Genomic DNA, 21,612 nt, shown 5'->3' on the forward strand with positions numbered 1-21,612 from the left:
AGGGTGTAGTCCCAGGTTTCGGGCATGGGTCAACTCCGTTCAGAGCGAGGGGATTTCGCGGGCGGTGGCATTGCCGCAGCCGTCATGGCAGGACGACACGGTGCACTTCCGCTGCGTGTGCGTCGCGTCACCGACGGTAGACCTTAGAATTAAGGGTCAGCAAGGTGATCCCGTAATCTGACCCCCGAACGAGGTGCATGGACAGGCGCGTTGAACCAAGGAGCGGTTGATGGGAACGAAGCGCGAGCCCACAGCGCGACAGATGCGGCTGGCCGTGGAGCTGCGCAGGCTCCGCGAGGCGGCAGGCCTCAGCTCCCGTGAAGCGGCGGCACTGCTCGGCGTGAACTCCGTTCAGATCAGCCAGATCGAGTCCGGCACCTCAGGAGTGAGCGAGCAGCGTCTGCGTCGTATGGCGGCCAACTACGCCTGCGTGGAGGCAGAGTTCATTGATGGCCTGGCTGCGATCGCCACCGACCGGACACAGGGCTGGTGGGAGGAGTACCGAGGCCAGCTGCCTACACCATTCATGGATCTGCCCGAGCTGGAGCATCACGCCGACTTTCGGTGGGACGTGGAGTTCCTGCACGTCCCGGGCCTTCTTCAGACCAAGGATTACGCTCGGTCCCTCTTCTCGTACGTGAACCCGGAGTTTCCGCAGAGTGATGTCGAGCGATGGGTCGATCACCGGATGAAGCGCAGGGTCATCATCGAGCGCCCGGACCCGGTCCCGTACGAGGCGGTGATCCATGAGGGGGCGCTGCGCATCAGGGTCGGCGATCGGTCTACGGCACGGGCTCAGCTCACCCGCGTTCTGGAACTCTCCGAGGCCGACCACGTCACCGTGCGCGCAATCCCCTTCGACCTGGACGACTTCGGCGGGGCGGGCAGTGCCATGGTGTATGCGGGTGGCCCCGTGCCCAAGCTGGACACGGTTGTCCGTGATGGCCCCAGCGGCCCGGTCTTCATCGATGCCGAAGCACAGCTCAACCGATATCGAACGCTCTTCCGTAGGGTGGAAGCGGTATCACTCGACCCAGACCGTTCGCGTGACTTCATCCACCGGCTGGCGAAGGAGCTGTGAGCATGCTGACCCCCGACACCTGGAAGAAGTCCTCCTTCTCAGGCGGCGGTCAAGGGGACGCCTGCGTCGAAGTCGCCCACCGGCACACCCACATATCCCTCCGCGACTCCAAGGCCCCAGCCAGAGCAACCCTCACCTTCCCCACCGCAGCCTTCACCCCCTTCATCGAAGCCCTGAAGGGAACCGGGCCCACCCAGCCTTAGAGCAGCCCGGCCCCCGCCAGGAACTTCCCGACCCTCGCCACCTCGTCCCCCGACAACGGCACCTGCGGCTCCGCCGTCACCGGGCAGTCGATGATCCCCCGCAGATGCAGCGCAGCCTTGAACGCGCCGAGGGCCGAGGAGCTGCCGCCCATCCGGGCAGGGTCCCCAACCCCCACCATCCCGAACAGCTCGCACAGCCGCTCCTGCTCGGCCCGGGCACCGTCCCGGTCGCCCGCCCGGCACAGGCGGTACAGGCGGACGTAGCCGTGAGGGTCGACGTTCGCGAGACCCGGCACCGCGCCGTCCGCGCCGAGCGCCAGCGCGGAGTCGACGACCAGCTCGGAGCCGGTCAGAACGCTGAACCGGGCGAGTGCGCGCGCCCCGGTGACGACCTCACGGAAGCCGGCCAGGTCCCCGCTGGAGTCCTTCAGGCCCGCCAGCACACCGTCGGCGGCGAGACCGAGGACCAGGTGGGCGGGGAGCTTGGTGTGCACGGCGACGGGGATGTCGTAGGCGATCACGGGGACCGGGCTCGCGGCCGCGATCCGGCGGTAGTGGTGCACGATCTCGGAGGGGTGGGTGCGGGCGTAGAAAGGGGCGGTCACGACGACGGCCTGCGCGCCCGCCGCAGTCACGGCCCGGACATGGTCCAGGACGCGTGGGGTGGTCATGTCGATGGCCCCGGCCAGGACGGGCAGCTGTGCGCCGACATGGCCCACGACCGTCTCCACCACCAGTCGGCGCTGCCGGTCCGTCAGGAAGGCCGCCTCGGAGGTCGAGCCGAGCAGGAAGAGTCCGTGCACTCCGGCCTCGACCAGGTGGTCGACCAGGCGGAGCAGCGAGGGGACGTCCACCTCGCGTTCCGGTGTCAGGGGCGTGCAGACGGGCGGTACGACACCGGTCAGCGGGGCGGAAAGAGTCATTCAATGCTCCTGGGCAGGCTCTGGGTTGCCAGGTCGCGGGTCGACTGGTCCTCCTCCACAGGATGGTGGCAGCGGTAGCGATGTGCGGGTTGTGACGCGGCCGAGAAGTCTGGCATCACCCCGGCGCACACCTCGTCGGCCTTCCAGCAGCGGGTGCGGAACGGGCAGCCGCTCGGCGGGCGGGTCGCCGAGGGCACCGGGCCGGTCAGCGGGATCGGGTCGATGGGGTCCAGCAGGCCGGGGGTCGCGGAGAACAGGGCGCGGGTGTACGGGTGCCGGGCCTGGTCGGTGACCCGGGCGGCCGGGGTCTCCTCCACGATCCGGCCCAGGTACATGGTGATCACCCGGTCGCTCATCCGCCGTACCGTCTGGATGTCGTGGGAGACGAACACCAGGGCGAGGCCCAGGCGTTCCTTCAGGTCCAGGAGGAGGTTGAGGATCTGGGCCCGGACCGAGACGTCCAGGGCGCTCGTCGGTTCGTCCGCCACCACCAGGCCGGGGTCCAGGGCGAGGGCGCGGGCGATGGCCACGCGCTGGCGTTGGCCGCCGGAGAGTTGCCCGGGCAGTGCGTCGGCCAGGGCCCTGGGGAGACCCACCAGGGCCATCAACTCCCGTACCCGGTCCTCCCGTTCGGCCCGCGTCCCGCGCCCGTGGACGTCCAGCGGGTCGCGCAGGACACGGCGCACCGTCAGCCGTCGGTTCAGGGCCGTCGACGGGTCCTGGAAGATCATGCCGGTGCCCGCGCCGACCGTGGCCCGGCGTTCGGCGGGCGGCATCGACCACAGGTCGCGGCCCCGGTACGACACCGTCCCGGAGGTCGGCCGCTGGATGCCCACCAGCACCTTGGCGAGTGTCGACTTGCCGCAGCCCGACTCGCCGACCACGCCGACGGTCTCGCCCGACGCCACGGTGAAGTCGGCGTCGGTCAGGGCGTACACCCGGTCGCGGGCGAACAGGCCGCCGCTGCGGGCCTTGTGGACGACATGGGCGCCTCGGACTTCCACGACAGCGGTCACTGCAGGGCCTCCTCGCTCTCCGCCGACGTGAGAGCCACCGCCGGGTGGTGGCAGGCGGTCGTGTGCGTGGGCGTGCCCGCGAGGACGGGCGCGGTGGTGTGGCAGACCTCGGTGGCCAGCGGGCAGCGGTCGGCGAAGCGGCAGCCCGCCGGGAAGTCGGCGGGGGAGGGGACGACGCCCTTGATCTGTGTCATCCGCTCCTCGGCCGACTCCAGTGAGAGCACGCTGCCGAGCAGCCCGCGCGTGTAGTGGTGGGCAGGGGCCTCCACCAGGTCGGCGGTCACGCCGGTCTCCACGATCTGCCCGCCGTACATCACCACCACCCGGTCGGTGACGTCGGTGACCAGCGCCAGGTCGTGCGAGACCAGGATCAGCGCGAAGCCCAGCTCCTCGCGCAGCCGCAGCAGCAGCTCCATGACCTGGGCCTGCACGGTGACGTCCAGGGCGGTGGTCGGCTCGTCGGCCACGATCAGGGCGGGGTCGCGGGAGAGGGCCATGGCGATCAGGACGCGCTGGCGCTGGCCGCCGGAGAGTTCGTGCGGGTAGCTGCGCAGGGTGCGCTCGGGGTCGAGACCGACCAGCGAGAGGAGTTCGTGCGGGGCGCGGCGGCCGCCGCGGCGCACGAGCTGCTTGAGCTGGGCGCGGATGGTCATCGCCGGGTTCAGTGAGGACAGCGCGTCCTGGTAGACCATCGCCATCTCGTGGCCGAGCAGCCTCCGTCGTACCCGCATCGGTTCGGCGAGCAGGTCCCGCTGCCGGAAACGCACCTGGCCGCGTACCCGGGCCTCCTTGGGCTGCAGGCCCATGACGGTGAGCACGGTCAGCGACTTGCCGCAGCCCGACTCGCCCACCAGCCCCAGCACCTCGCCGGGATGCACCTCGAAGCTGACCCCGGCCACGATGTCCACGCCCCGGTGCCGGCCCGGGAAGCCGATGGCGAGATTCTCCACGGCGAGGACCGGCTGACCGCCGGGGGCGGGGCGAGGGCGGGCTCGTGCGCGCAGGCGCCGGGCGGCGTCGGCCAGGCCGGGGAGCGGGAGCACCTCGCCCGTGCCGGGTTCCGGTGTCTCCAGGTGGTCCTCGGGAGCCGCCACCTCCCGGGGCGCCGGGGCCGCCCAGGCGTCCGAGACGCCCTCGGAGAGGATGTTCAGGCACAGCACGGTGAGCAGGATCAGCAGGCCGGGGAAGACGGTCGCCCACCAGCCGCCGGTCAGCACCATGTTCTTGCCGTCGGCGATGACGCTGCCCCAGGACGGGTCCGGGGGCCGCACGCCCGCGCCGATGAAGGACAGCGACGCCTCGAAGACGATGGCCTCGGCGACCTGGACCGTGCAGAACACCAGCACCGGGGCGGCGCAGTTGACGGCCACGTGCCGCAGCACGATGTGCGGGGTGCGGGCGCCGATCACGCGTTCCGCCGTCACATAGTCCTCGCCGTACTGGTCGAGGACGTTCGCGCGCACCACCCGTGCGACCGGTGGCGTGAACAGGAACGCGATCGCGCAGATCAGGACGCCGATGCCGCCGCCGAAGACGGCGACCAGGACGGCCGCCAGCGCGATGCCCGGGAACGCCATCACCACGTCCAGGCAGCGCATCAGCGTCTCGTCGACGCCCTTGCGGGAGGTGGCCGCCAGCGCCCCGATGACCGCACCCACGACCAGCGCCAGCGCGGTCGCGCCCAGCCCGATCGCCAACGACCAGCGGGCGCCGTACATCAGCCGGCTCAGGATGTCCCGGCCGAGGCTGTCCTGGCCCATCCAGTGCGCGGCGGAGGGGTGTCCGGTGCCGTCGACCGGGTCCTGCTGGTCCAGCGGGTCGTGCGGGGCGAGCACCGGGGCGAGTACGGCGACCAGGACGACCAGGGCCAGGAAGCAGACGGCGGCCTTCGACAGCAGCGGCAGCCGGCGCCAGCCGCGGAGCCGGACGCCGGGCCGGGAGAGCCGCTCGGTGAGATCCGCGCGCGAGACCATCAGGCCGCCCTCAGACGTGGGTTGACGAGCAGGTAGAGGATGTCGATGACGAGGTTGACGACGACGAACCCGGTCGCCGTGGTGAGCACGACCCCCTGGACGACGGCCGGGTCGCCGTTCTGCACGGCGTCGATCATCAGCTTGCCCATGCCGGGCAGCGAGAAGATCGTCTCGATGACTACGGCACCGCCGAGCAGATAGCCGACGCGCAGGCCGAGCACGGTCAGCGGGTTGACCAGCGCGTTGCGCAGCACGTTCCGGCCGACGACCACCCGGGGCGGCAGCCCGCTGCCGATCGCGGTGCGCACGTAGTCCTTGTCCAGCTCCTCCACCACCGACGTCCGCACGATCCGGGTCAGCTGGGCGGCCACCGGCAGCGACAGCGCGAACGCGGGCAGGGCCATCGTCTTCAGCCAGCCGGTGAAGGAGTCGGCCGGGTTGATGTAGCCGCCGGTCGGGAACCAGCCCCGGTCCACCGCCAGGTACTGGATCATCAGCAGGGCCAGCCAGAACCCGGGTGCGGCCACCCCGACGAGGGAGACGACCCGGATGACCTGGTCCGGCAGCCGGTCCCGGTAGACGGCCGCCGTGACGCCCCCGGCCAGCGCCAGCACCACCGCGACGCCGAGGCCGAGAAAGGTCAGCTGGAGGGTGAGCGGCAGCGCGGTGGTGACCTGGTCGACGACCGGGGCCCGGGTCAGGACGCTGGTGCCGAGGTCGCCGTGGAGGAGGTCGCCGACGAAGTGGACGTAGCGCACCGGGAGCGGATCCAGCAGGCCGTTGCTCTGCCGGAAGTCGTGCAGCTGCTGCGGGGTGGGGTTCGCGCCCTGGAAGAACGCGGACGCCGGGTCGACGTCCGAGAACCGCATCACCAGGAACACGAACAGCACGATCCCGAGCAGCAGCGGCACGAGCAGGGCGATGCGGCGCAGCAGGATCCGTACGACGGCCGTCATGCCGTCAGGTCCACTGGGCTTGCAGGAGGTTGATCCCCGGGTAGGGCTGCGGCCTTATCCCGGTGAGCCGGCGCGGGTCCCAGGCGGTCATCAGCTCGTTGTGGACGACCGGGTAGAGCACGGCCTGCTCGGCGACGACGTCGACGTAGTCCTGGACCATCGCCTTCTTCTTCGCCGGGTCCGGCTCCCGGGTCGCCCGGTCCATGTCCTTGAACAGCTGCCTGGCGACGGGGTGGTCCACCCACCGGGTGTACTGCATCCACAGGTTCTGGGGGCCGTAGTTGTAGTGCATGATCAGGTCGGCGTCGAGACCGAACTGGTTCGGATTGGAGGCCGCCGCCACCACCTGGTAGTCCTGCTTCTGGTCCATCTTGGTGAACACGGCCGTGGTCTCCTGCGGTGCCAGGGTCGTCTCCACGCCGATCGCGTCCCAGGAGGACTTGATGGTCGGCAGACAGTCCACGATCCAGCTGACGTTCACCGAGAGGATCTCGATCTTCAGCCCCGTGACCCCGGCGGCCTTCAGCAGCGCCTTCGCCTTCTCCGGGTCGTGGTCGTAGACGGACTTGGCCCGCCGGTAGCTGGGATTTCCCTCGTTCAGGAACGAGGACGCCGGCTTCCCGTGCCCCTTCAGCGCGACCTGCACCATCTTCTCGGTGTCGATCGCGTAGTGCAGAGCCTGCCGTACCCGCACGTCGTCGAAGGGCTTGTGCTTGGTGTTGAACATCAGGAACAGGTTGTTCATCCCGGCGCCGCCCGCGACCGTCAGCCCGCCCTGCTCCAGCCGCGCGATGTTGGCGTAGGGGATGTTGTCGGCGATCTGCGCGCCCGCGCCGGACCCGGAGATCTTCGCCACGCGCGGAGCCGCGTCCACGATCGTCAGCCAGTTCATCCGCTTGAACGCCGGCTTACGCGGGCCGTTGTAGGCGGCGAACGCCTCGAAGGTGGTGTTCGACTTCGGGTGGTGCGCCGTCTGCCGGTACGGCCCCGAGCCCACCGCGAGCCCCTTGATCGCGTCGTCCCAGGCGCCGGGCCGGGAGAACACGTGCTTCGGCATGACCTTGGCCAGCGTGAGCCGGGCGAGCCCGTCCGGGAAGGGGAACTTCAGGACCAGCTCGACGGTCCGCGCGTCGACCTTCCGCGCCTCCTGCAGCCAGCTCACGAAGAAGCCCTTGGCGAGGGTCTGGGTCTGCGGGTCGAGGATCCGGTCGAAGACGAAGACGACGTCGTCGGCGGTGACCGGCTTTCCGTCGTGGAAGGTCGCGCCGGACCGCAGGGTGAACCGCCAGGTCGTGGCGTTCGCGTCCTTCGGCACCTCGGTGGCGAGCGCCGGGTACGGCTTGCGCGTGATCGGGTCGGTGTCGAGCAGGCCCTCGTAGACGTGGTTGTTGGCGGCCATGGCGAACGCGGACGCGGTCTGGGTCGGATCCCAGCTGCCGTCGTTGCCGTACCCGATCACCGCGGTCAGCGTGCGGTCCTTGCCGCTGCCCCCGCTCCCGGTGTCGTTCGTGGACTCCGGACCGGCGGAACAGGCCGCCAGCGCCGGCGGAAGGGCGGCGGCCGCGCCCAGCGCCCCCGTGTACTTCAGGAACGACCGGCGGCGCGGTGCCGGCACGTCGTGGGTCACGTCGTCGCGCACGGTTCCTCCAGCGAGGTCGGGGGGAGGGGATGCGAGGAAAGGGGGAGGTACGACGTCCTACGTCCGATTCGGTCAGCGTGACCATAGGAGGGCCCGTGGGGGCGGTCAAGAGATCGCACACGAATGGCCTAGCCGCCACAGGTCGGACCAATGGCGGGGTGAAATGGCCGGAGCGGGGCGCGAGTTGACGCAGTTGGGCACGGCTGCGCGGCATCACTCACCGACGGGCGGCACCGCACGTCGAGAGGACAGACTCCGGCTGAGTGTAGGCACGCTGGGCCACCAGTGGCATGCGAAGCGTGAATTTGCCGGTGGCAGGGGAGCCACGGGAGGTGGACGCGATGAAACTCCCGGTCGGCTCCTGTGCCGTCGACACCCGTACCGGACGCCTCGGCATCGTCATGGGGCACGAAGGGCCGTACGTGCAGTTGCGCCCGTACGGCGGCGGACGGGAGTGGGACGCGAGACCGGAGGCCGTCCGCCGGGCCACCCAGGCCGAGCGGCTGAGCGCGGCGACGGCCCACGCCAACGCGCGCAGCAGGGGCGAGGTGCCTTGAAGAGCCGCCCGCGGCCCTCGGACGCGGGACGGGCGGGCAGAATGGAGCCATGAGTCTGCTCCGCGACGACGGCATCGAGCCGCGCACCCAGAAGCCGGGTGAAGCGGACCGGATCGTGCCGTGCTGCCCCGGGGGACGGCCCTCGGACCCCCGGCCGGCGGGAAGCGGGGGCCGGCTGTGAGTCTCTTCCGGGACGACGGCGTCGTCCTGCGGACCCAGAAACTCGGGGAAGCGGACCGCATCATCACGCTGCTCACACGCGGGCACGGCCGGGTGCGTGCCGTGGCCCGGGGGGTGCGGCGGACCAAGTCGAAGTTCGGGGCCCGGCTGGAGCCGTTCTCCCACGTCGACGTGCAGTTCTTCGCGCGGGGCAGTGAGCTGGTCGGGCGCGGGCTGCCGCTGTGCACGCAGAGCGAGACCATCGCCGCGTACGGTGGCGGCATCGTGACCGACTACGCGCGCTACACCGCCGGTACGGCCATGCTGGAGACCGCCGAGCGGTTCACGGATCATGAGGGCGAGCCCGCGGTGCAGCAGTATCTGCTGCTCGTCGGGGCGCTGCGGACGCTCGCCCGGGGCGAGCACGCCCCCCACCTCGTCCTCGACGCCTTCCTGCTGCGCTCCCTCGCCATCAACGGCTACGCCCCCAGCTTCGGCGACTGCGCGAAATGCGGCATGCCCGGGCCGAACCGGTTCTTCTCGGTCGCCTCCGGCGGCAGCGTCTGCGTCGACTGCCGGGTGCCGGGCAGCGTCGTACCCTCCCCGCAGACCCTGGTACTCCTCGGTGCTCTGCTTACGGGAGACTGGGAGACGGCGGACGCGTGCGAGGCGCGCCACGTCCGGGAGGGCAGCGGGCTGGTGTCCGCCTACCTGCACTGGCACCTGGAGCGCGGGCTGCGCTCCCTCCGCTACGTCGAGAAGTCGTAGAAGCCGTAGAAGTCGTCATAGGGAGACGAGAAGCACATGGTTGTACGCGGGATCCTGGGGCGCCAGCGCCGCGAGTACAAGTCGCCGGAGCCGCACCCGTCCGGCGCCCGTGCACCGAAGCTCCCGGGTGAGCTGGTACCGAACCACGTGGCGATCGTCATGGACGGCAACGGCCGCTGGGCCAAGGACCGTGGCCTGCCGCGCACGGAGGGGCACAAGGTCGGCGCCGAGCGGGTGCTCGACGTGCTCCAGGGATCGATCGAGATCGGCGTCCGCAACATCTCCCTGTACGCCTTCTCCACCGAGAACTGGAAGCGCTCGCCCGACGAGGTCCGCTTCCTGATGAACTTCAACCGCGACTTCATCCGCAAGACCCGTGACCAGCTCGACGAACTCGGCATCCGGGTGCGCTGGGTGGGCCGGATGCCCAAGCTGTGGAAGTCGGTCGCCAAGGAGCTGGAGATCTCCCAGGAGCAGACCAAGGACAACGACAAGCTCACCCTGTACTTCTGCATGAACTACGGCGGCCGCGCCGAGATCGCCGACGCCGCCCAGGCGCTGGCCGAGGACGTGAAGGCGGGCCGCCTCGACCCGTCGAAGGTCAACGAGAAGACCCTCGCGAAATACCTGTACTACCCGGACATGCCGGACGTCGACCTGTTCCTGCGCCCCAGCGGCGAGCAGCGCACCTCCAACTACCTGCTCTGGCAGAGCGCGTACGCCGAAATGGTCTTCCAGGACGTGCTGTGGCCCGATTTCGACCGGCGCGACCTGTGGCGGGCCTGCATCGAGTTCGCCTCCCGCGACCGGCGCTTCGGCGGGGCCGTCCCGAACGAGGACCTGCTGGCCATGGAGGCCGCCATGAAGGGTGAGTCCACCTCGTAGTCACGGGGGGTTCATGCGGGCCGCCGAGGATGCGGGACTCATGAGACGTCTCACTCCCGTCCTCGCCCTCGGCGCCCTGCTGCTCACCGCGCTGCCCGCGCACGCGGCCGACGGGCCCGCGCACCGCGAGAGCTACGGCACGAAGGCGCCGTACGCGCCCCAGCAGAACCCGCACGGCTACCAGCAGCCGCCGGCCGGCTTCACCCCCGTCTTCACCGAGAACGTCTCCCGGCACGGCTCCCGTGCGGCGACCGACAGCGAGGACGGCGACCTGATCCTCGCGCTGTGGGACAAGGCCGAGGCCGAGGGGCAGCTGACCCGCAAGGGCAAGGAGTTCGGGCCTAAGGTCCGCGCCCTGCAGGCCGCCATGGCGCAGGTCGGCTACGGCAACCTCAGCGGGCGCGGCAAGCAGGAGCTGAAGGACGCGGCCGTGCGCATGGAGCAGCGGCTGCCGTCCCTGTTCGGGAAGATCGCCGCGGACGGCGAGAAGATCGACGTGGTCAGCTCAGGTCAGGGCCGGGCCGTCGACAGCGGCACCGCGTTCACGGACGCCCTCGCCGACGCCGACCCGGCGCTGAAGCCGCTGATCGGGCCCGCCCGTATCGACAAGGACCTGCTGTACTTCCACAAGGCGGCGGGCGGCGCGGCGTACCGCGACTACATAGCCAACGACCAGCGTCTCGCCGGCACGCTGAAGTCGATCACGGACCAGCCGCGGACACACCGGGCCGCGCGCAGCGTGCTGCGGGGGCTCTTCAAGGACGCCTTCGTCGAGCAGATCGCCGACCAGGTCCCGGCCGCGCAGGCCGTCTACAACCTGTACGCCATCGCCCCCGCCATGAGCGAGGAGAGCCCCGACGGGGCGGGCTGGGGCATGGAGCGATACGTCTCGCGCTCCGACGCCGCCTGGTTCGGGTACCTGAGCGACGTCGAGGACTTCTACGAGAAGGGACCCGGCTTCGCCGACAGCGACATCACCTACAAGATGGCCGGCGTCCTGCTCGACGACTTCTTCGAGCGGGCCGAGGCCGAGCGGGACGGCACCGGCGGCCTCGGCGCCGAACTGCGCTTCACCCACGCCGAGGAGATCATCCCGCTGGCCGCGCTGATGGGCCTGCCCGGCAGCACGGAGCCGACGACGCCGGACCGGCCGTACACCTACGCCGACAACCCCTGGCGGGGGGCCTCGGTGGCGCCCCTGGGCGCGAACATCCAGTGGGACGTCTTCCAGAAGGGCGACCGCTACCTGGTGCGCATGCTCTACAACGAGAAGGAGACGGCCTTCAGAACGGGCTGCCGTCCGATCACCCGGGGCAGCAAGTTCTACGACCTCGACGAACTGGAGCGCTGCTTCGGCCGCGCCTGATCAACGCTTCGCGGCGCACTCCGCACACGTTCCGAAGATCTCCACGGTGTGCGCCACGTTGACGTACCCGTGCTCGACGGCGATCGCCTCCGCCCACTTCTCCACCGCCGGACCCTCGACCTCGACCGCCTTGCCGCAGGAGCGGCAGACGAGGTGGTGGTGGTGTTCGCCGGTGGAGCAGCGGCGGTAGACGGACTCGCCGTCGGAGGTGCGCAGGACGTCGACCTCGCCGGCGTCGGCGAGGGACTGGAGGGTGCGGTAGACCGTGGTCAGGCCGACCGAGTCGCCCTTGTGCTTGAGCATGTCGTGCAGGTCCTGCGCGCTGCGGAACTCGTCGACCTCGTCGAGGGCCGCCGCCACGGCTGCACGCTGCCGGGTGGAGCGGCCCTTCACGGGCGGTCCAGCGGTCGTCACCGGTTGCCTCCTCACCTCTTGCCTCTGCCCGGGCCATTGTGCCAGCCCGGGCTGGGCGCGGTCAGACGCCGACCTCGCCCGCGGCCTCCCGGGCGGCCGGAATCGAGCATTCCGCGGGATCGGCCGCGGGTTGTGCCGCGGCGGCCGCGCGGGCGCGTCGGCGGGCCAGCGGGGTGGCCAGGGCGGTGAGGACGACGAACGCGCCGATGGTCAGCAGGACGATCGTCGCACCCGGCGGGACGTCCTGGTAGAACGAGGTGATCGTGCCGCTGATCGACACGGTGACACCGAGGGCGACGGCGATCGCGAAGGTCGCGGCGAAGCTGCGGGTGAGCTGCTGCGCGGCGGCGACCGGTACGACCATGAGCGCGGAGACCAGGATCAGACCGACCACGCGCATGGCGACGGTCACCGTGACCGCCGCTGTGACGGCGGTGAGCAGGTTCAGGGCACGCACGGGCAGCCCGGTGACCCGCGCGAACTCCTCGTCCTGGCTGACCGCGAACAGCTGGCGGCGCAGCCCGAGGGTCACGAGCATGACGAACGCGGCGAGGATCATGATCGCGGTCACGTCCGAGGGGGCGACCGTCGACAGCGAGCCGAACAGGTATGACATCAGGTTGGCGTTGGAGCCGCCCGGCGCGATGTTCACGAACATGACGCCGCCGGCCATGCCGCCGTAGAAGAGCATCGCGAGGGCGATGTCGCCACGCGTCCTGCCGTACCAGCGGATCAGTTCCATCAGGACCGAGCCGAGCACGGAGACGGCCGTGGCCATCCACACCGGCGAGGCATTCAGCAGGAAGCCGAGGCCGACGCCGGTCATCGCCACGTGCCCGATGCCGTCGCCCATCAGGGGCTGGCGGCGCTGGACGAGGTAGATGCCGATCGCGGGCGCGGTGATGCCGACCAGGACGGCCGCGACGAGCGCCCGCTGCATGAAGGCGTAGTTCAGGAAGTCCATCAGCTCAGCAGTCCCGTGCGGATCGGTTCGGCGCCCGCGGGTGCGTGCGGGTGTACGTGGTCGTGGCCGGGCAGCGCGTGCTGGCCGAGGGCCTTCGGTGGCGGGCCGTCGTGCAGCACGCAGCCGTCGCGCAGGACGACCGCCCGGTCGATCAGGGGCTCCAGCGGGCCCAGTTCGTGCAGCACGAGCAGGACCGTCGTACCGGCCGCGACCTGCTCCCGGAGGGTGTGCGCGAGCACCTCCTGGCTGGCCAGGTCGACGCCCGCCATCGGCTCGTCCATGATCAGCAGCTCGGGTTCGGAGACCAGGGCGCGGGCGATCAGCACCCGCTGGTGCTGGCCGCCGGAGAGCGCGGTCACCGAGTCCTTGGCGCGGTCCGCCATGCCGACCAGCTCCAGGGCCCGGTGCACGGCCTCGCGGTCCGCCCTGCGGAAGACGCCGAAGCGGGTGCGCGACAGGCGGCCCGAGGAGACGATCTCGGTCACCGTGGCGGGGACGCCGCCCGCGGCCGTGGTGCGCTGCGGTACGTACCCGACGCGGGCCCAGTCGCGGAAGCCGCGGCGCGGGGTGCCGAACAGCTCGATCGTGCCGCCGCTCACCGGCACCTGGCCGATGATGCTGCGCACCGCCGTCGACTTGCCGGAGCCGTTCGCGCCGAGCAGCGCGACGACCTCGCCGCTGTGCACGGAGAGGTCGATGCCGCGCAGCACGGGGCGCGAGCCGAGTTCCGCGGTCACTGCGCGCATCGCTATGACGGGGTGGCCCATGCTGTCGTCCTCCCTGCCGGTCACTTGGCGCCCAGGGCCTGCTGGAGCGCCTTGAGGTTGGCTTCCTGGACCGCGAAGTAGTCGGTGCCGCGGGACTTCTTGGTGATGCCCTCGATCGGGTCGAGGACATCCGTCTTCAGGCCCGCGTCGTTCGCGACGGTCTTCGCGGTCTTGTCGCTGACGAGCGTCTCGTAGAAGACGGTGGTGACGCCGTCGGCCTCGGCCAGCTTCTCCAGGTCCTTCACGCGGACGGCGCTGGGCTCGGACTCGGGGTCGAGGCCGTTGATGGCCTCCTCGGTGAGGCCGTAGCGCTCGGCGAGGTAGCCGAAGGCGGCGTGCGTGGTGATGAAGACCTTGGTCCTCGTGTTCGCGAGTCCGCTCCTGAACTGCGTGTTCAGGTCGTCCAGCCGCTTCACCAGGGCCGCGGTGTTCTTCCTGTAGTCGGCCGCGTGGTCGGGGTCGGCCTTCTCGAAGGCCTTGCCGACGCCCTCGGCGACCTGGGCGTAACGCACCGGGTCGAGCCAGATGTGCGGGTCCTTGCCGCCGGACTCCTCGCCCTCGTGCGTGTCGTGCGCGGCCGCGTGGCCGCCGACCTCGTTGCCGTGCTCCTCCAGCGTGGTCAGGGAGGCCGCGTCGATCTTCGTCTTCACCGGGGACTGGGCCACCGCGTTGTCGACGGAGGGCTGGAGGTTCTTCAGGTACAGGACCGCGTCGGACTCCTCCAGCCGCGCGATCTGCTGCGGGCTGATCTCCAGGTCGTGCGGTTCCTGGCCGGGGGTGGTCAGACTGGTGACGTGGACGTGGCTGCCGCCGATCTGCTCGGCGAGGAACGTCATCGGATAGAACGACGCGACGACGTCGAACTTCCCGGTGTTCGCCGCGGCCGCGCTGTCGGTGGAGCAGGCGGAGAGGGCTCCGAGGCCCAGCGCGGTGGCGACCGCGACCGCGGACCCCGATATGAGGCGTCGTCGTACGTTCATGACAGTCATTTTCAACAAACATGGAAACCGTTGTCAACAAGGCTGGTGGGGGCCGTGGAACAGGGGGGCCGATTTGGCCGAGGGGGAGCCTGCGCCGGTAACCTGAATCATTCGCTGGAAGCATCTCGCTTCAACGCCCGTCGTCGTTAATGAAGAGAGCACCGTGGCCGCCGACAAGATCGACACCATCGTCAGCCTGAGCAAGCGCCGTGGCTTCGTTTTCCCGTGCAGTGAGATCTACGGCGGACAGCGTGCCGCCTGGGACTACGGACCGCTGGGTGTCGAGCTCAAGGAGAACATCAAGCGTCAGTGGTGGCGCTACATGGTGACGTCGCGCGAGGACGTCGTCGGTATCGACTCGTCCGTCATCCTGGCCTCCGAGGTCTGGGTCGCCTCCGGCCACGTCGCCACCTTCACGGACCCGCTGACCGAGTGCACCTCGTGTCACAAGCGGTTCCGCGCCGACCACCTGGAAGAGGCGTACGAGGAGAAGAAGGGCCGCGCCCCGGAGAACGGCCTGGCCGACATCAACTGCCCGAACTGCGGTAACAAGGGCCAGTTCACCGAGCCCAAGCAGTTCTCGGGTCTGCTCTCCACCCACCTCGGCCCGACCCAGGACTCCGGCTCCGTCGCCTACCTGCGCCCCGAGACCGCCCAGGGCATCTTCACGAACTTCGCCCAGGTGCAGACCACCTCGCGCCGCAAGCCGCCGTTCGGCATCGCGCAGATGGGCAAGTCCTTCCGCAACGAGATCACGCCCGGCAACTTCATCTTCCGCACCCGCGAGTTCGAGCAGATGGAGATGGAGTTCTTCGTCAAGCCGGGCGAGGACGAGAAGTGGCAGGAGTACTGGATGGAGCAGCGCTGGAACTGGTACACCGGCCTGGGCCTGCGTGAAGAGAACATGCGCTGGTTCGAGCACCCGAAGGAGAAGCTCTCCCACTACTCCAAGCGCACTGCCGACATCGAGTACCGCTTCCAGTTCGGCGGCAGCGAGTGGGGCGAGCTGGAGGGTGTCGCCAACCGGACCGACTACGACCTCGGCGCCCACTCCAAGGCCTCCGGCCAGGACCTCTCCTACTTCGACCAGGAGGCCGGCGAGCGCTGGACGCCGTACGTCATCGAGCCCGCGGCCGGTGTCGGCCGCACCATGCTGGCCTTCCTCCTCGACGCCTACGTCGAGGACGAGGCGCCGAACGCCAAGGGCAAGATGGAGAAGCGGACGGTCCTGCGCCTCGACCCGCGTCTGGCTCCCGTGAAGGTCGCGGTGCTGCCCCTGTCGCGGAACCCGGAGCTGTCGCCCAAGGCCAAGGGTCTCGCCCAGGCGCTGCGGCAGAACTGGAACATCGAGTTCGACGACGCCGGTGCCATCGGCCGCCGCTACCGCCGTCAGGACGAGATCGGTACGCCGTACTGCGTGACCGTCGACTTCGACACGCTCGAGGACAACGCGGTGACCGTGCGCGAGCGGGACTCGATGAAGCAGGAGCGGGTGTCTCTCGACCAGATCGAGGGGTACCTGGCCAGCCGTCTGCTGGGCTGCTGAGGTCTGCTGCGGCCGCCGCCCGGGGGCTCCACCCCCGGGCCCCGTCGTTCGCCCACCCACCACCCGACTCGGTCGGCTGGAGGGTGGGCGTTCTGGTTCACCGGTCCAGGTCGTCTACAGGTCCAGGTCCACGTACAGCGCCGCGTGGTCGGAAGCCGCGTTGCCCTTCGACGTCACGGTGTCGAAGGACTTGATGCCCTTCGCGAAGATTCCGCGGGTCTCCAGACCGACGTGCTGCACCTCCGGCCACAGCGCCGGCGGGAGCAGCAGGTAGTCGATCTTGTCGTCCTCCCTGCTGCAGTCACCGTGGGTGCCGGGCACTCCGCGATAGGAGTGGTGGCTCATCACGTCCCGCAGACCGGTTTCCCCCAGCTCCACGGCCGGCGCGCTGTTCGGGTCGTCGTTGAGGTCTCCGGCGACCATGACGTGCGGGGTGCGCTCCAGCGCCGCCTGGTAGATCTCCGCGACCCGCCTCGCCTGGGCCAGCCGCAGCTCCGGATTGTCCTGGAACTTGCTCTTGAGGTGGTTGCCGAGGATCACGAGGGGTGATCCGTCGAGCTGGATCTCGAACTCGGGGCAGTCGCGGCTGAAGACTCGGTCCTCGGGGTGTTCCGGATCGGTGTCGAAGATGTGGGTCCGGACGGAGGCGATCGGGTGCCGGCTGAGGACCCCGATGTCGATGCCCCGGGGGTCGTTGCCGTCGATCAGCAGGTTGTAGGGGTACGGCCGCCTGCCGAGCGCCCCGGCCAGGATCTGCGTGTTGAAGCGCTCCAGGGTGAGCCGGTCCTCGACCTCCACGGTGAGCAGGATGTCGGCGTCGACCTCCGAGACCACCCGGCCGGTGTTGCGCACCACGTCCAGATCCAGGTCGTCCTGCCCCAGTTCGGCCCAACCGGACCACCCGGCACGGCCCTTGGCGGTGACCTCGACGGTGATGTCCTTCCCCGAGCCGTGCGTCCGGAACAGCCCGGAACCTGCGCCCGGGCGGGACTGGTTCACGAAGATCGGCGGCGGGTTCTTCGGGTCGATGGCGTATGCCCGGTACTTCTGGATGAGCCCGGCGATCTCCGCCTTGTCCGCGTCCCGATACACCGGCAGGTCGAGGAGAGTGACCAACCTGGCGAAGTCGGCGAGGACTTTCTCGCGCTCGGCCGGGTTCGAGAGGCGGAAGGCCGTGGGCCGGCGGAAGACGTTCTCCATGTTGAAGGTGGCGATACGGATGCTCATGGCGGCCTCCTCCGGCGGCGCGAGTGCACCGCAGGGCCGACGGCAGGCGCCGCCTGTGAGACTGCTCGCCGGCCCTTCCCATTCTCCGAGCCCCGCCGAACCGTGTCCAACGGAGCGGCCTCTCCCCGGGCTGCCGGTCACAGCCCGGGGATCCCGCTCGGGGGGCGACGGTTCAACGGCCCTGCAGTGCCTTGACGTTGTCGCCGAAGCTCCAGTTCTTCGAGCCGTCCCAGTTGATCGACCAGGTCATCAGGCCCTTGAGCGAGCTGCCGTAGTGCTTCCAGGCCTGGGAGACCAGGGACGGGGACATGTAGCCGCCGCCCGCGCCCGACTGGGCCGGCAGCCCGGGTACCTGCTTGTCGTAGGGGACCTTGACGGTCGTGCCCTGCACCACCAGGCCCTTGTTCAGGCAGTCGGTTTGGGCGGTGAAGCCGGCGACGGTGCCCGCCGCGTAGGAGTCGCCGGAACATCCGTACATGCTGCCGTTGTAGTACTGCATGTTCAGCCACCACAGCCGGCCGTTGTCCGCGTACTTCTTGATGATCGGCAGGTACGCGCCCCAGATCGAGCCGTAGGTGATGCTGCCGCCGGTGACGTACGCGGTCTCCGGGGCCATCGTGAGGCCGAAGTTGGACGGCATCCGGGCGAGGATGCCGTCGATGATGCGGATCAGGTTGGCCTGGGACGCGGAGAGTTGGCCGATGGTGCCGCTGCCGACCAGGCCCGTCTCGATGTCGATGTCGATGCCGTCGAAGTTGTACTTCTTCAGGATCGGGACGATGGTCGCCACGAAGCGGTCGGCGACCGTGCTGGAGGAGAGGTCGATGCCGGCCGCCGCGCCGCCGATGGACAGCAGGATCGTCTGGCCGGACGCCTTGGCCGCGCACATCTCGGCGGGCGTGGCCACCTTCACGCCGCTGTCCATGCCGTCCTCCCACAGCGCCGTGCCGTCCGAGCGGATGACCGGGAAGGCCGCGTTGATCACGTTGTAGCCGTGCGCGGCGATGCGGGAGTCGGTGATGGGGGTCCAGCCGAAGGGCGGGTGGACGCCGTTGGCCGAGCCGTCCCAGTTCTCCCAGTAGCCCTGGAGCACCTTGCCGGCCGGCCGTGACTTCACGGCGCAGGTGTCGGCGGCCGAGGCGGTGGGGGCGGCGGCGAGGGCGAGCGGGGCGAGGACGGCCGTGGTGAGCGCGGCGGTGAGCAGCCTGAGCGTGCGGCGGAGCATGCGGAGCCTCCCGGTGGGGGTGCGGTGAGGTGTCGTAGGCATGACAGTGCGGTTGCCATGACAGTGCATGTGGTCCAGACCTCTCGTCAATAGGTCTGGACCAACCGGTGACGAAAGGAGTGGCTGACAACTATGGAATGACAGATATTGAAATCTGTCAGCTGTTTGTGGCAGGGTGAAGGACATGACGATGCGAACCCGAACCCTCGGAACCACCGGCCCCCAGGTCTCCGCCCTCGGCCTCGGCTGCATGGGCATGTCCGCGCTGTACGGCGACGCCGACCGCGCGGAGTCCGTCGCGACCATCCACGCCGCCCTGGAAGCGGGCGTGACCCTGCTGGACACCGGCGACTTCTACGCCATGGGCCACAACGAGATGCTGATCGGCGAGGCCCTGCGCGCCGTGCCCTCCGCCCGCCGCGAACAGGCGCTGGTCAGCGTGAAGTTCGGCGCCCTGCGCGACCCCGACGGCGGCTGGACCGGCTACGACGGCCGCCCCGCCGCCGTGAAGAACTTCGCCGCCTACTCCCTGCAGCGCCTCGGCGTCGACCACATCGACGTCTACCGGATCGCCCGCCTCGACCCGGACGTGCCGGTCGAGGAGACCGTCGGCGCGATCGCCGAACTGATCGAGAAGGGGTACGTCCGGCACGTCGGCCTGAGCGAGGTCGGCGCCGAGACCATCCGGCGGGCCGCCGCCGTCGCGCCGATCGCGGACCTGCAGATCGAGTACTCGCTCATCTCGCGCGGCATCGAGGAGTCGATCCTGCCGACCACCCGCGAGCTGGGCATCTCCGTCACCGCGTACGGAGTCCTCTCCCGCGGCCTGATCTCCGGGCACTTCGCCCGCGACCGGCAGCTCGCCGCGAACGACTTCCGCGCCTACACGCCCCGCTTCCAGGGCGACAACCTCCAGCGCAACCTCGACCTCGTCGACGCGCTCCGCAAGATCGCCGAGGAGAAGGGCGTCAGCGTCGCGCAGATCGCCATCGCCTGGGTGCTCTCCCGCGGCGAGGACATCGTGCCGCTCATCGGCGCGCGCACCCGCGAGCGGCTGAGCGAGTCGCTGGGCGCGCTGGACGTGACCCTGGACGCGGCCGACCTGGCAGCGATCGAGCAGGCCGTGCCGGCGGACGCCGCGGCCGGCGACCGCTATCCGGCCGCTGCGATGGCCCACCTCGACAGCGAGCGCTGACCATGACGCCGGGTACGGTCTAGGGCATGGCACCGCCCACCGAGACCCTGACCGCCGAGCGCATCCTCGAAGCGACCGAGGAGGTGTTGCGCCGCCACGGCCCGGCCAAGGCCACCGTGGTCGACGTGGCCCGCGCGCTCGGCGTCAGCCACGGCAGCGTCTACCGGCACTTCCGCACCAAGGCGGCGCTGCGCGAGGCGGTCACCAAGCGGTGGCTGGACCGGACGGCGGAGAAACTCGCCGTCATCGTCGCCGGGGACGGCACCCCCGAGGAGCGGCTGCGGGCCTGGCTGGCGGCCCTGTTCGAGGCCAAGCGACACAAGGCGGGCGACGACCCCGAGCTGTTCGCCACCTACACGGTGCTGACCGACGAGAGCGGCACGGCGGTCGGCGAGCACCTCGCCGATCTGACCGCACAGCTGACGCGGATCATCGAGGCGGGCACCGGCTCGGGTGCCTTCACCGCACCCGACCCGGCCGCCGCCGCCCGCGCCGTCTTCCAGGCCACCGGCCGCTTCCACGACCCCTGCTACGCCCGGGAGTGGCAGCGGCCCGGCATCCAGGAGGAGTTCGAGGCGGTCGTGGACCTGCTGGTACGGGGGCTCGGCTCGCCTACACGGTGACCCGCCAGAAGTCCCGCATCAGCGGGGTCGGCGCCGGATCGGTCATGGCGACCTGCGTGAGCAGGATCGTCACCGTGCCGGTCGCCGGGACGAGGTGGGCCGTGGTGCCGGTGCCGCCGACCCAGCCGTAGCGGCCGGGCACGTTCCAGGGCTCGGCAGGAGTGACGTCGACCTGGCCCCCGTACCCCCAGCCCTGGCCCTCCAGGAAGAGACGGCTCATCTCCCGCTGGCGGGCGCTGAGGTGGTTGCCGGTCATCCGGCTCACCGAGGTGGGCGACAGCAGGCGCCGGCCGTTGCCTTCACCGGCGGCCAGCAGCATACGGGCGAAGGCCAGGTAGTCGTCGGCCGTCGAGACGAGGCCCCCGCCGCCGGACGGGAAGGCGGGGATCCGGCTCCACGCGCCGTCCGGGGTGTCCGCGACCTCCAGGGCGTGGCCGGCGCCGGGCCGGTAGGAGGTGGTGAACCGGTCCTGCTTCTCCGCCGGCACCTCGAACGCCGTGTCCGTCATGCCCAGCGGTGCGCAGACGCGCTCCGCCAGGAACTCCGGGAGCGTACGTCCCGACGCCCGCGCCACCAGGACGCCCTGCAGGTCCGAGCAGGTCTGGTACAGCCACGCCTCGCCCGGCTGGTACAGCAGCGGCACCCGCGCCAGTGCCCGCAGCCACACGTCGGGCTCCGGGTACTCCTGCGGGGCGCGGCCGTCCTTCTGCACCTCGAACAGCGCCTGGACCGCCGGGAGGGAGAAGTCCGACGGGAAGCCCCAGCCGGCACGCGAGCTGAGCAGGTCCTCGACCGTGATCGGGCGGGCCGCCGGCACCAGGTCGTCCAGCGGACCGCCCGGCGTGCGGACCACCATCGGCTTCGCCAGCTCCGGCAGCCACTCGTCCACCGGGTCGTCGAGGCCGATCCGGCCGTCCTCCACCAGCATCAGCACCGCCGCCGCGGTCACCGGCTTGGTGATCGAGGCGATCCGGAAGAGCGAGTCCCGGGCCATCGGGGCCGAGCCGCCGGCATCCGCGTGGCCGACGGCCACCGCCTCGACGTCGTCCCCGCGGGCGACCAGGGCCACCGCGCCGGGCACCGTCCCGTCGTCCACGTACCGGATCAGGGTGTCGTGCAGTGCGGTCATGGTCCTCGGTCCTCCG

At 70.3% G+C, this 21,612-nt stretch carries 22 protein-coding genes; 10 read left to right on the forward strand and 12 right to left on the reverse strand.

The genetic code is table 11. The features are described 5' to 3' along the window. The first annotated feature begins 229 nt into the window (after nt 1-229). Together ABZ471_RS05530 and ABZ471_RS05535 are read left to right on the forward strand one after the other, a co-directional pair. Nucleotides 230-1,081, forward strand: a complete 852-nt coding sequence (locus ABZ471_RS05530; protein WP_359062719.1) for a helix-turn-helix transcriptional regulator — start codon at nt 230-232, stop codon at nt 1,079-1,081. Nucleotides 1,082-1,083: 2 nt separating this feature from the next. Further along, complete coding sequence (locus ABZ471_RS05535; RefSeq protein ID WP_359062721.1) at nt 1,084-1,284, forward strand: DUF397 domain-containing protein; 201 nt, start codon at nt 1,084-1,086, stop codon at nt 1,282-1,284. Here the strand turns inward: ABZ471_RS05535 and ABZ471_RS05540 are convergent. Genes ABZ471_RS05540 through ABZ471_RS05560 form a run of 5 tightly spaced genes read right to left on the reverse strand, consistent with a single transcriptional unit; the run spans nt 1,281 to nt 7,791 of the window. Continuing rightward, entirely contained in the window at nt 1,281-2,207 is a 927-nt protein-coding gene (locus ABZ471_RS05540; protein ID WP_359062723.1) for a dihydrodipicolinate synthase family protein, read from the reverse strand. The genes ABZ471_RS05535 and ABZ471_RS05540 overlap by 4 nt on opposite strands. Continuing rightward, nucleotides 2,204-3,223 carry an ABC transporter ATP-binding protein gene (locus ABZ471_RS05545; RefSeq protein WP_359062725.1) on the reverse strand — a complete coding sequence of 340 codons (1,020 nt, stop codon included), beginning with the start codon at nt 3,221-3,223 and terminating at the stop codon, nt 2,204-2,206. The genes ABZ471_RS05540 and ABZ471_RS05545 overlap by 4 nt, the downstream gene beginning before the upstream one ends. Next, complete coding sequence (locus ABZ471_RS05550; protein ID WP_359062727.1) at nt 3,220-5,196, reverse strand: dipeptide/oligopeptide/nickel ABC transporter permease/ATP-binding protein; 1,977 nt, start codon at nt 5,194-5,196, stop codon at nt 3,220-3,222. The genes ABZ471_RS05545 and ABZ471_RS05550 overlap by 4 nt, the downstream gene beginning before the upstream one ends. Beyond that, a complete protein-coding gene (locus tag ABZ471_RS05555) occupies nt 5,196-6,152 on the reverse strand; it encodes an ABC transporter permease (RefSeq protein WP_359062729.1) in 957 nt (318 codons plus the stop codon). The genes ABZ471_RS05550 and ABZ471_RS05555 overlap by 1 nt, the downstream gene beginning before the upstream one ends. 4 nt (nt 6,153-6,156) lie before the next feature. Continuing rightward, a complete protein-coding gene (locus ABZ471_RS05560) occupies nt 6,157-7,791 on the reverse strand; it encodes an ABC transporter substrate-binding protein (RefSeq protein WP_359062731.1) in 1,635 nt (544 codons plus the stop codon). Nucleotides 7,792-8,132: 341 nt separating this feature from the next. On the opposite strand from ABZ471_RS05560, the gene ABZ471_RS05565 reads away from it, so the two are divergent. Genes ABZ471_RS05565 through ABZ471_RS05585 form a run of 5 tightly spaced genes read left to right on the forward strand, consistent with a single transcriptional unit; the run spans nt 8,133 to nt 11,526 of the window. Continuing rightward, the gene (locus tag ABZ471_RS05565) at nt 8,133-8,348 is read left to right on the forward strand and encodes a hypothetical protein (protein WP_145883224.1); all 216 of its coding nucleotides are present in this window, start codon (nt 8,133-8,135) and stop codon (nt 8,346-8,348) included. 49 nt (nt 8,349-8,397) lie between these two features. After that, on the forward strand, nt 8,398-8,529 hold the full coding sequence (locus ABZ471_RS05570; RefSeq protein WP_359062734.1) for a hypothetical protein: 132 nt from the start codon (nt 8,398-8,400) through the stop codon (nt 8,527-8,529). Continuing rightward, the gene (gene recO / locus ABZ471_RS05575) at nt 8,526-9,275 is read left to right on the forward strand and encodes a DNA repair protein RecO (protein ID WP_359062736.1); all 750 of its coding nucleotides are present in this window, start codon (nt 8,526-8,528) and stop codon (nt 9,273-9,275) included. The genes ABZ471_RS05570 and recO overlap by 4 nt, the downstream gene beginning before the upstream one ends. A gap of 36 nt (nt 9,276-9,311) precedes the next feature. Continuing rightward, nucleotides 9,312-10,160 carry an isoprenyl transferase gene (locus ABZ471_RS05580; protein WP_359062738.1) on the forward strand — a complete coding sequence of 283 codons (849 nt, stop codon included), beginning with the start codon at nt 9,312-9,314 and terminating at the stop codon, nt 10,158-10,160. 40 nt (nt 10,161-10,200) lie between these two features. Further along, nucleotides 10,201-11,526 (forward strand): histidine-type phosphatase, encoded by a 1,326-nt coding sequence (locus tag ABZ471_RS05585; protein ID WP_359062739.1) that lies wholly within the window; start codon nt 10,201-10,203, stop codon nt 11,524-11,526. Here ABZ471_RS05585 and ABZ471_RS05590 read toward each other — a convergent pair whose 3' ends face one another. The 4 genes from ABZ471_RS05590 to ABZ471_RS05605 all read right to left on the reverse strand — a co-directional run bounded on the left by ABZ471_RS05590 (nt 11,527) and on the right by ABZ471_RS05605 (nt 14,651). Further along, nucleotides 11,527-11,940: a transcriptional repressor gene (locus ABZ471_RS05590; RefSeq protein ID WP_359062741.1), complete on the reverse strand. Its 414-nt coding sequence runs from the start codon at nt 11,938-11,940 to the stop codon at nt 11,527-11,529. It abuts the gene before it with no gap. Between the two features lie 61 nt (nt 11,941-12,001). Beyond that, entirely contained in the window at nt 12,002-12,904 is a 903-nt protein-coding gene (locus ABZ471_RS05595; RefSeq protein ID WP_359062743.1) for a metal ABC transporter permease, read from the reverse strand. Next, entirely contained in the window at nt 12,904-13,671 is a 768-nt protein-coding gene (locus tag ABZ471_RS05600) for an ATP-binding cassette domain-containing protein (protein ID WP_359062745.1), read from the reverse strand. The genes ABZ471_RS05595 and ABZ471_RS05600 overlap by 1 nt, the downstream gene beginning before the upstream one ends. 20 nt (nt 13,672-13,691) lie before the next feature. Then, on the reverse strand, nt 13,692-14,651 hold the full coding sequence (locus tag ABZ471_RS05605; RefSeq protein WP_359062747.1) for a metal ABC transporter substrate-binding protein: 960 nt from the start codon (nt 14,649-14,651) through the stop codon (nt 13,692-13,694). 163 nt (nt 14,652-14,814) lie between these two features. Between ABZ471_RS05605 and ABZ471_RS05610 the strand changes: the two genes are divergently transcribed. Beyond that, nucleotides 14,815-16,197 (forward strand): glycine--tRNA ligase, encoded by a 1,383-nt coding sequence (locus ABZ471_RS05610; protein WP_359062749.1) that lies wholly within the window; start codon nt 14,815-14,817, stop codon nt 16,195-16,197. 114 nt (nt 16,198-16,311) lie between these two features. Here the strand turns inward: ABZ471_RS05610 and ABZ471_RS05615 are convergent, their stop codons facing one another. After that, nucleotides 16,312-17,424, reverse strand: a complete 1,113-nt coding sequence (locus tag ABZ471_RS05615) for an endonuclease/exonuclease/phosphatase family protein (RefSeq protein ID WP_359062751.1) — start codon at nt 17,422-17,424, stop codon at nt 16,312-16,314. A gap of 172 nt (nt 17,425-17,596) precedes the next feature. Further along, complete coding sequence (locus tag ABZ471_RS05620) at nt 17,597-18,649, reverse strand: chitinase (RefSeq protein ID WP_359062753.1); 1,053 nt, start codon at nt 18,647-18,649, stop codon at nt 17,597-17,599. A 184-nt stretch (nt 18,650-18,833) separates the two neighbouring features. Here ABZ471_RS05620 and ABZ471_RS05625 point away from each other — a divergent pair, with 184 nt between their 5' ends. After that, the gene (locus ABZ471_RS05625) at nt 18,834-19,844 is read left to right on the forward strand and encodes an aldo/keto reductase (protein ID WP_359062755.1); all 1,011 of its coding nucleotides are present in this window, start codon (nt 18,834-18,836) and stop codon (nt 19,842-19,844) included. 26 nt (nt 19,845-19,870) lie between these two features. Then, nucleotides 19,871-20,467 carry a TetR family transcriptional regulator gene (locus tag ABZ471_RS05630; RefSeq protein WP_359062757.1) on the forward strand — a complete coding sequence of 199 codons (597 nt, stop codon included), beginning with the start codon at nt 19,871-19,873 and terminating at the stop codon, nt 20,465-20,467. On the opposite strand, the gene ABZ471_RS05635 is transcribed toward ABZ471_RS05630, so the two are convergent. Further along, complete coding sequence (locus ABZ471_RS05635; RefSeq protein ID WP_359062758.1) at nt 20,457-21,596, reverse strand: serine hydrolase domain-containing protein; 1,140 nt, start codon at nt 21,594-21,596, stop codon at nt 20,457-20,459. The two genes, ABZ471_RS05630 and ABZ471_RS05635, sit on opposite strands and share 11 nt — an antisense overlap. Nucleotides 21,597-21,612 lie beyond the last annotated feature (16 nt).

Source organism: Streptomyces sp. NPDC005728, from assembly GCF_040630895.1.
In the GTDB taxonomy this organism is placed as follows: domain Bacteria; phylum Actinomycetota; class Actinomycetes; order Streptomycetales; family Streptomycetaceae; genus Streptomyces.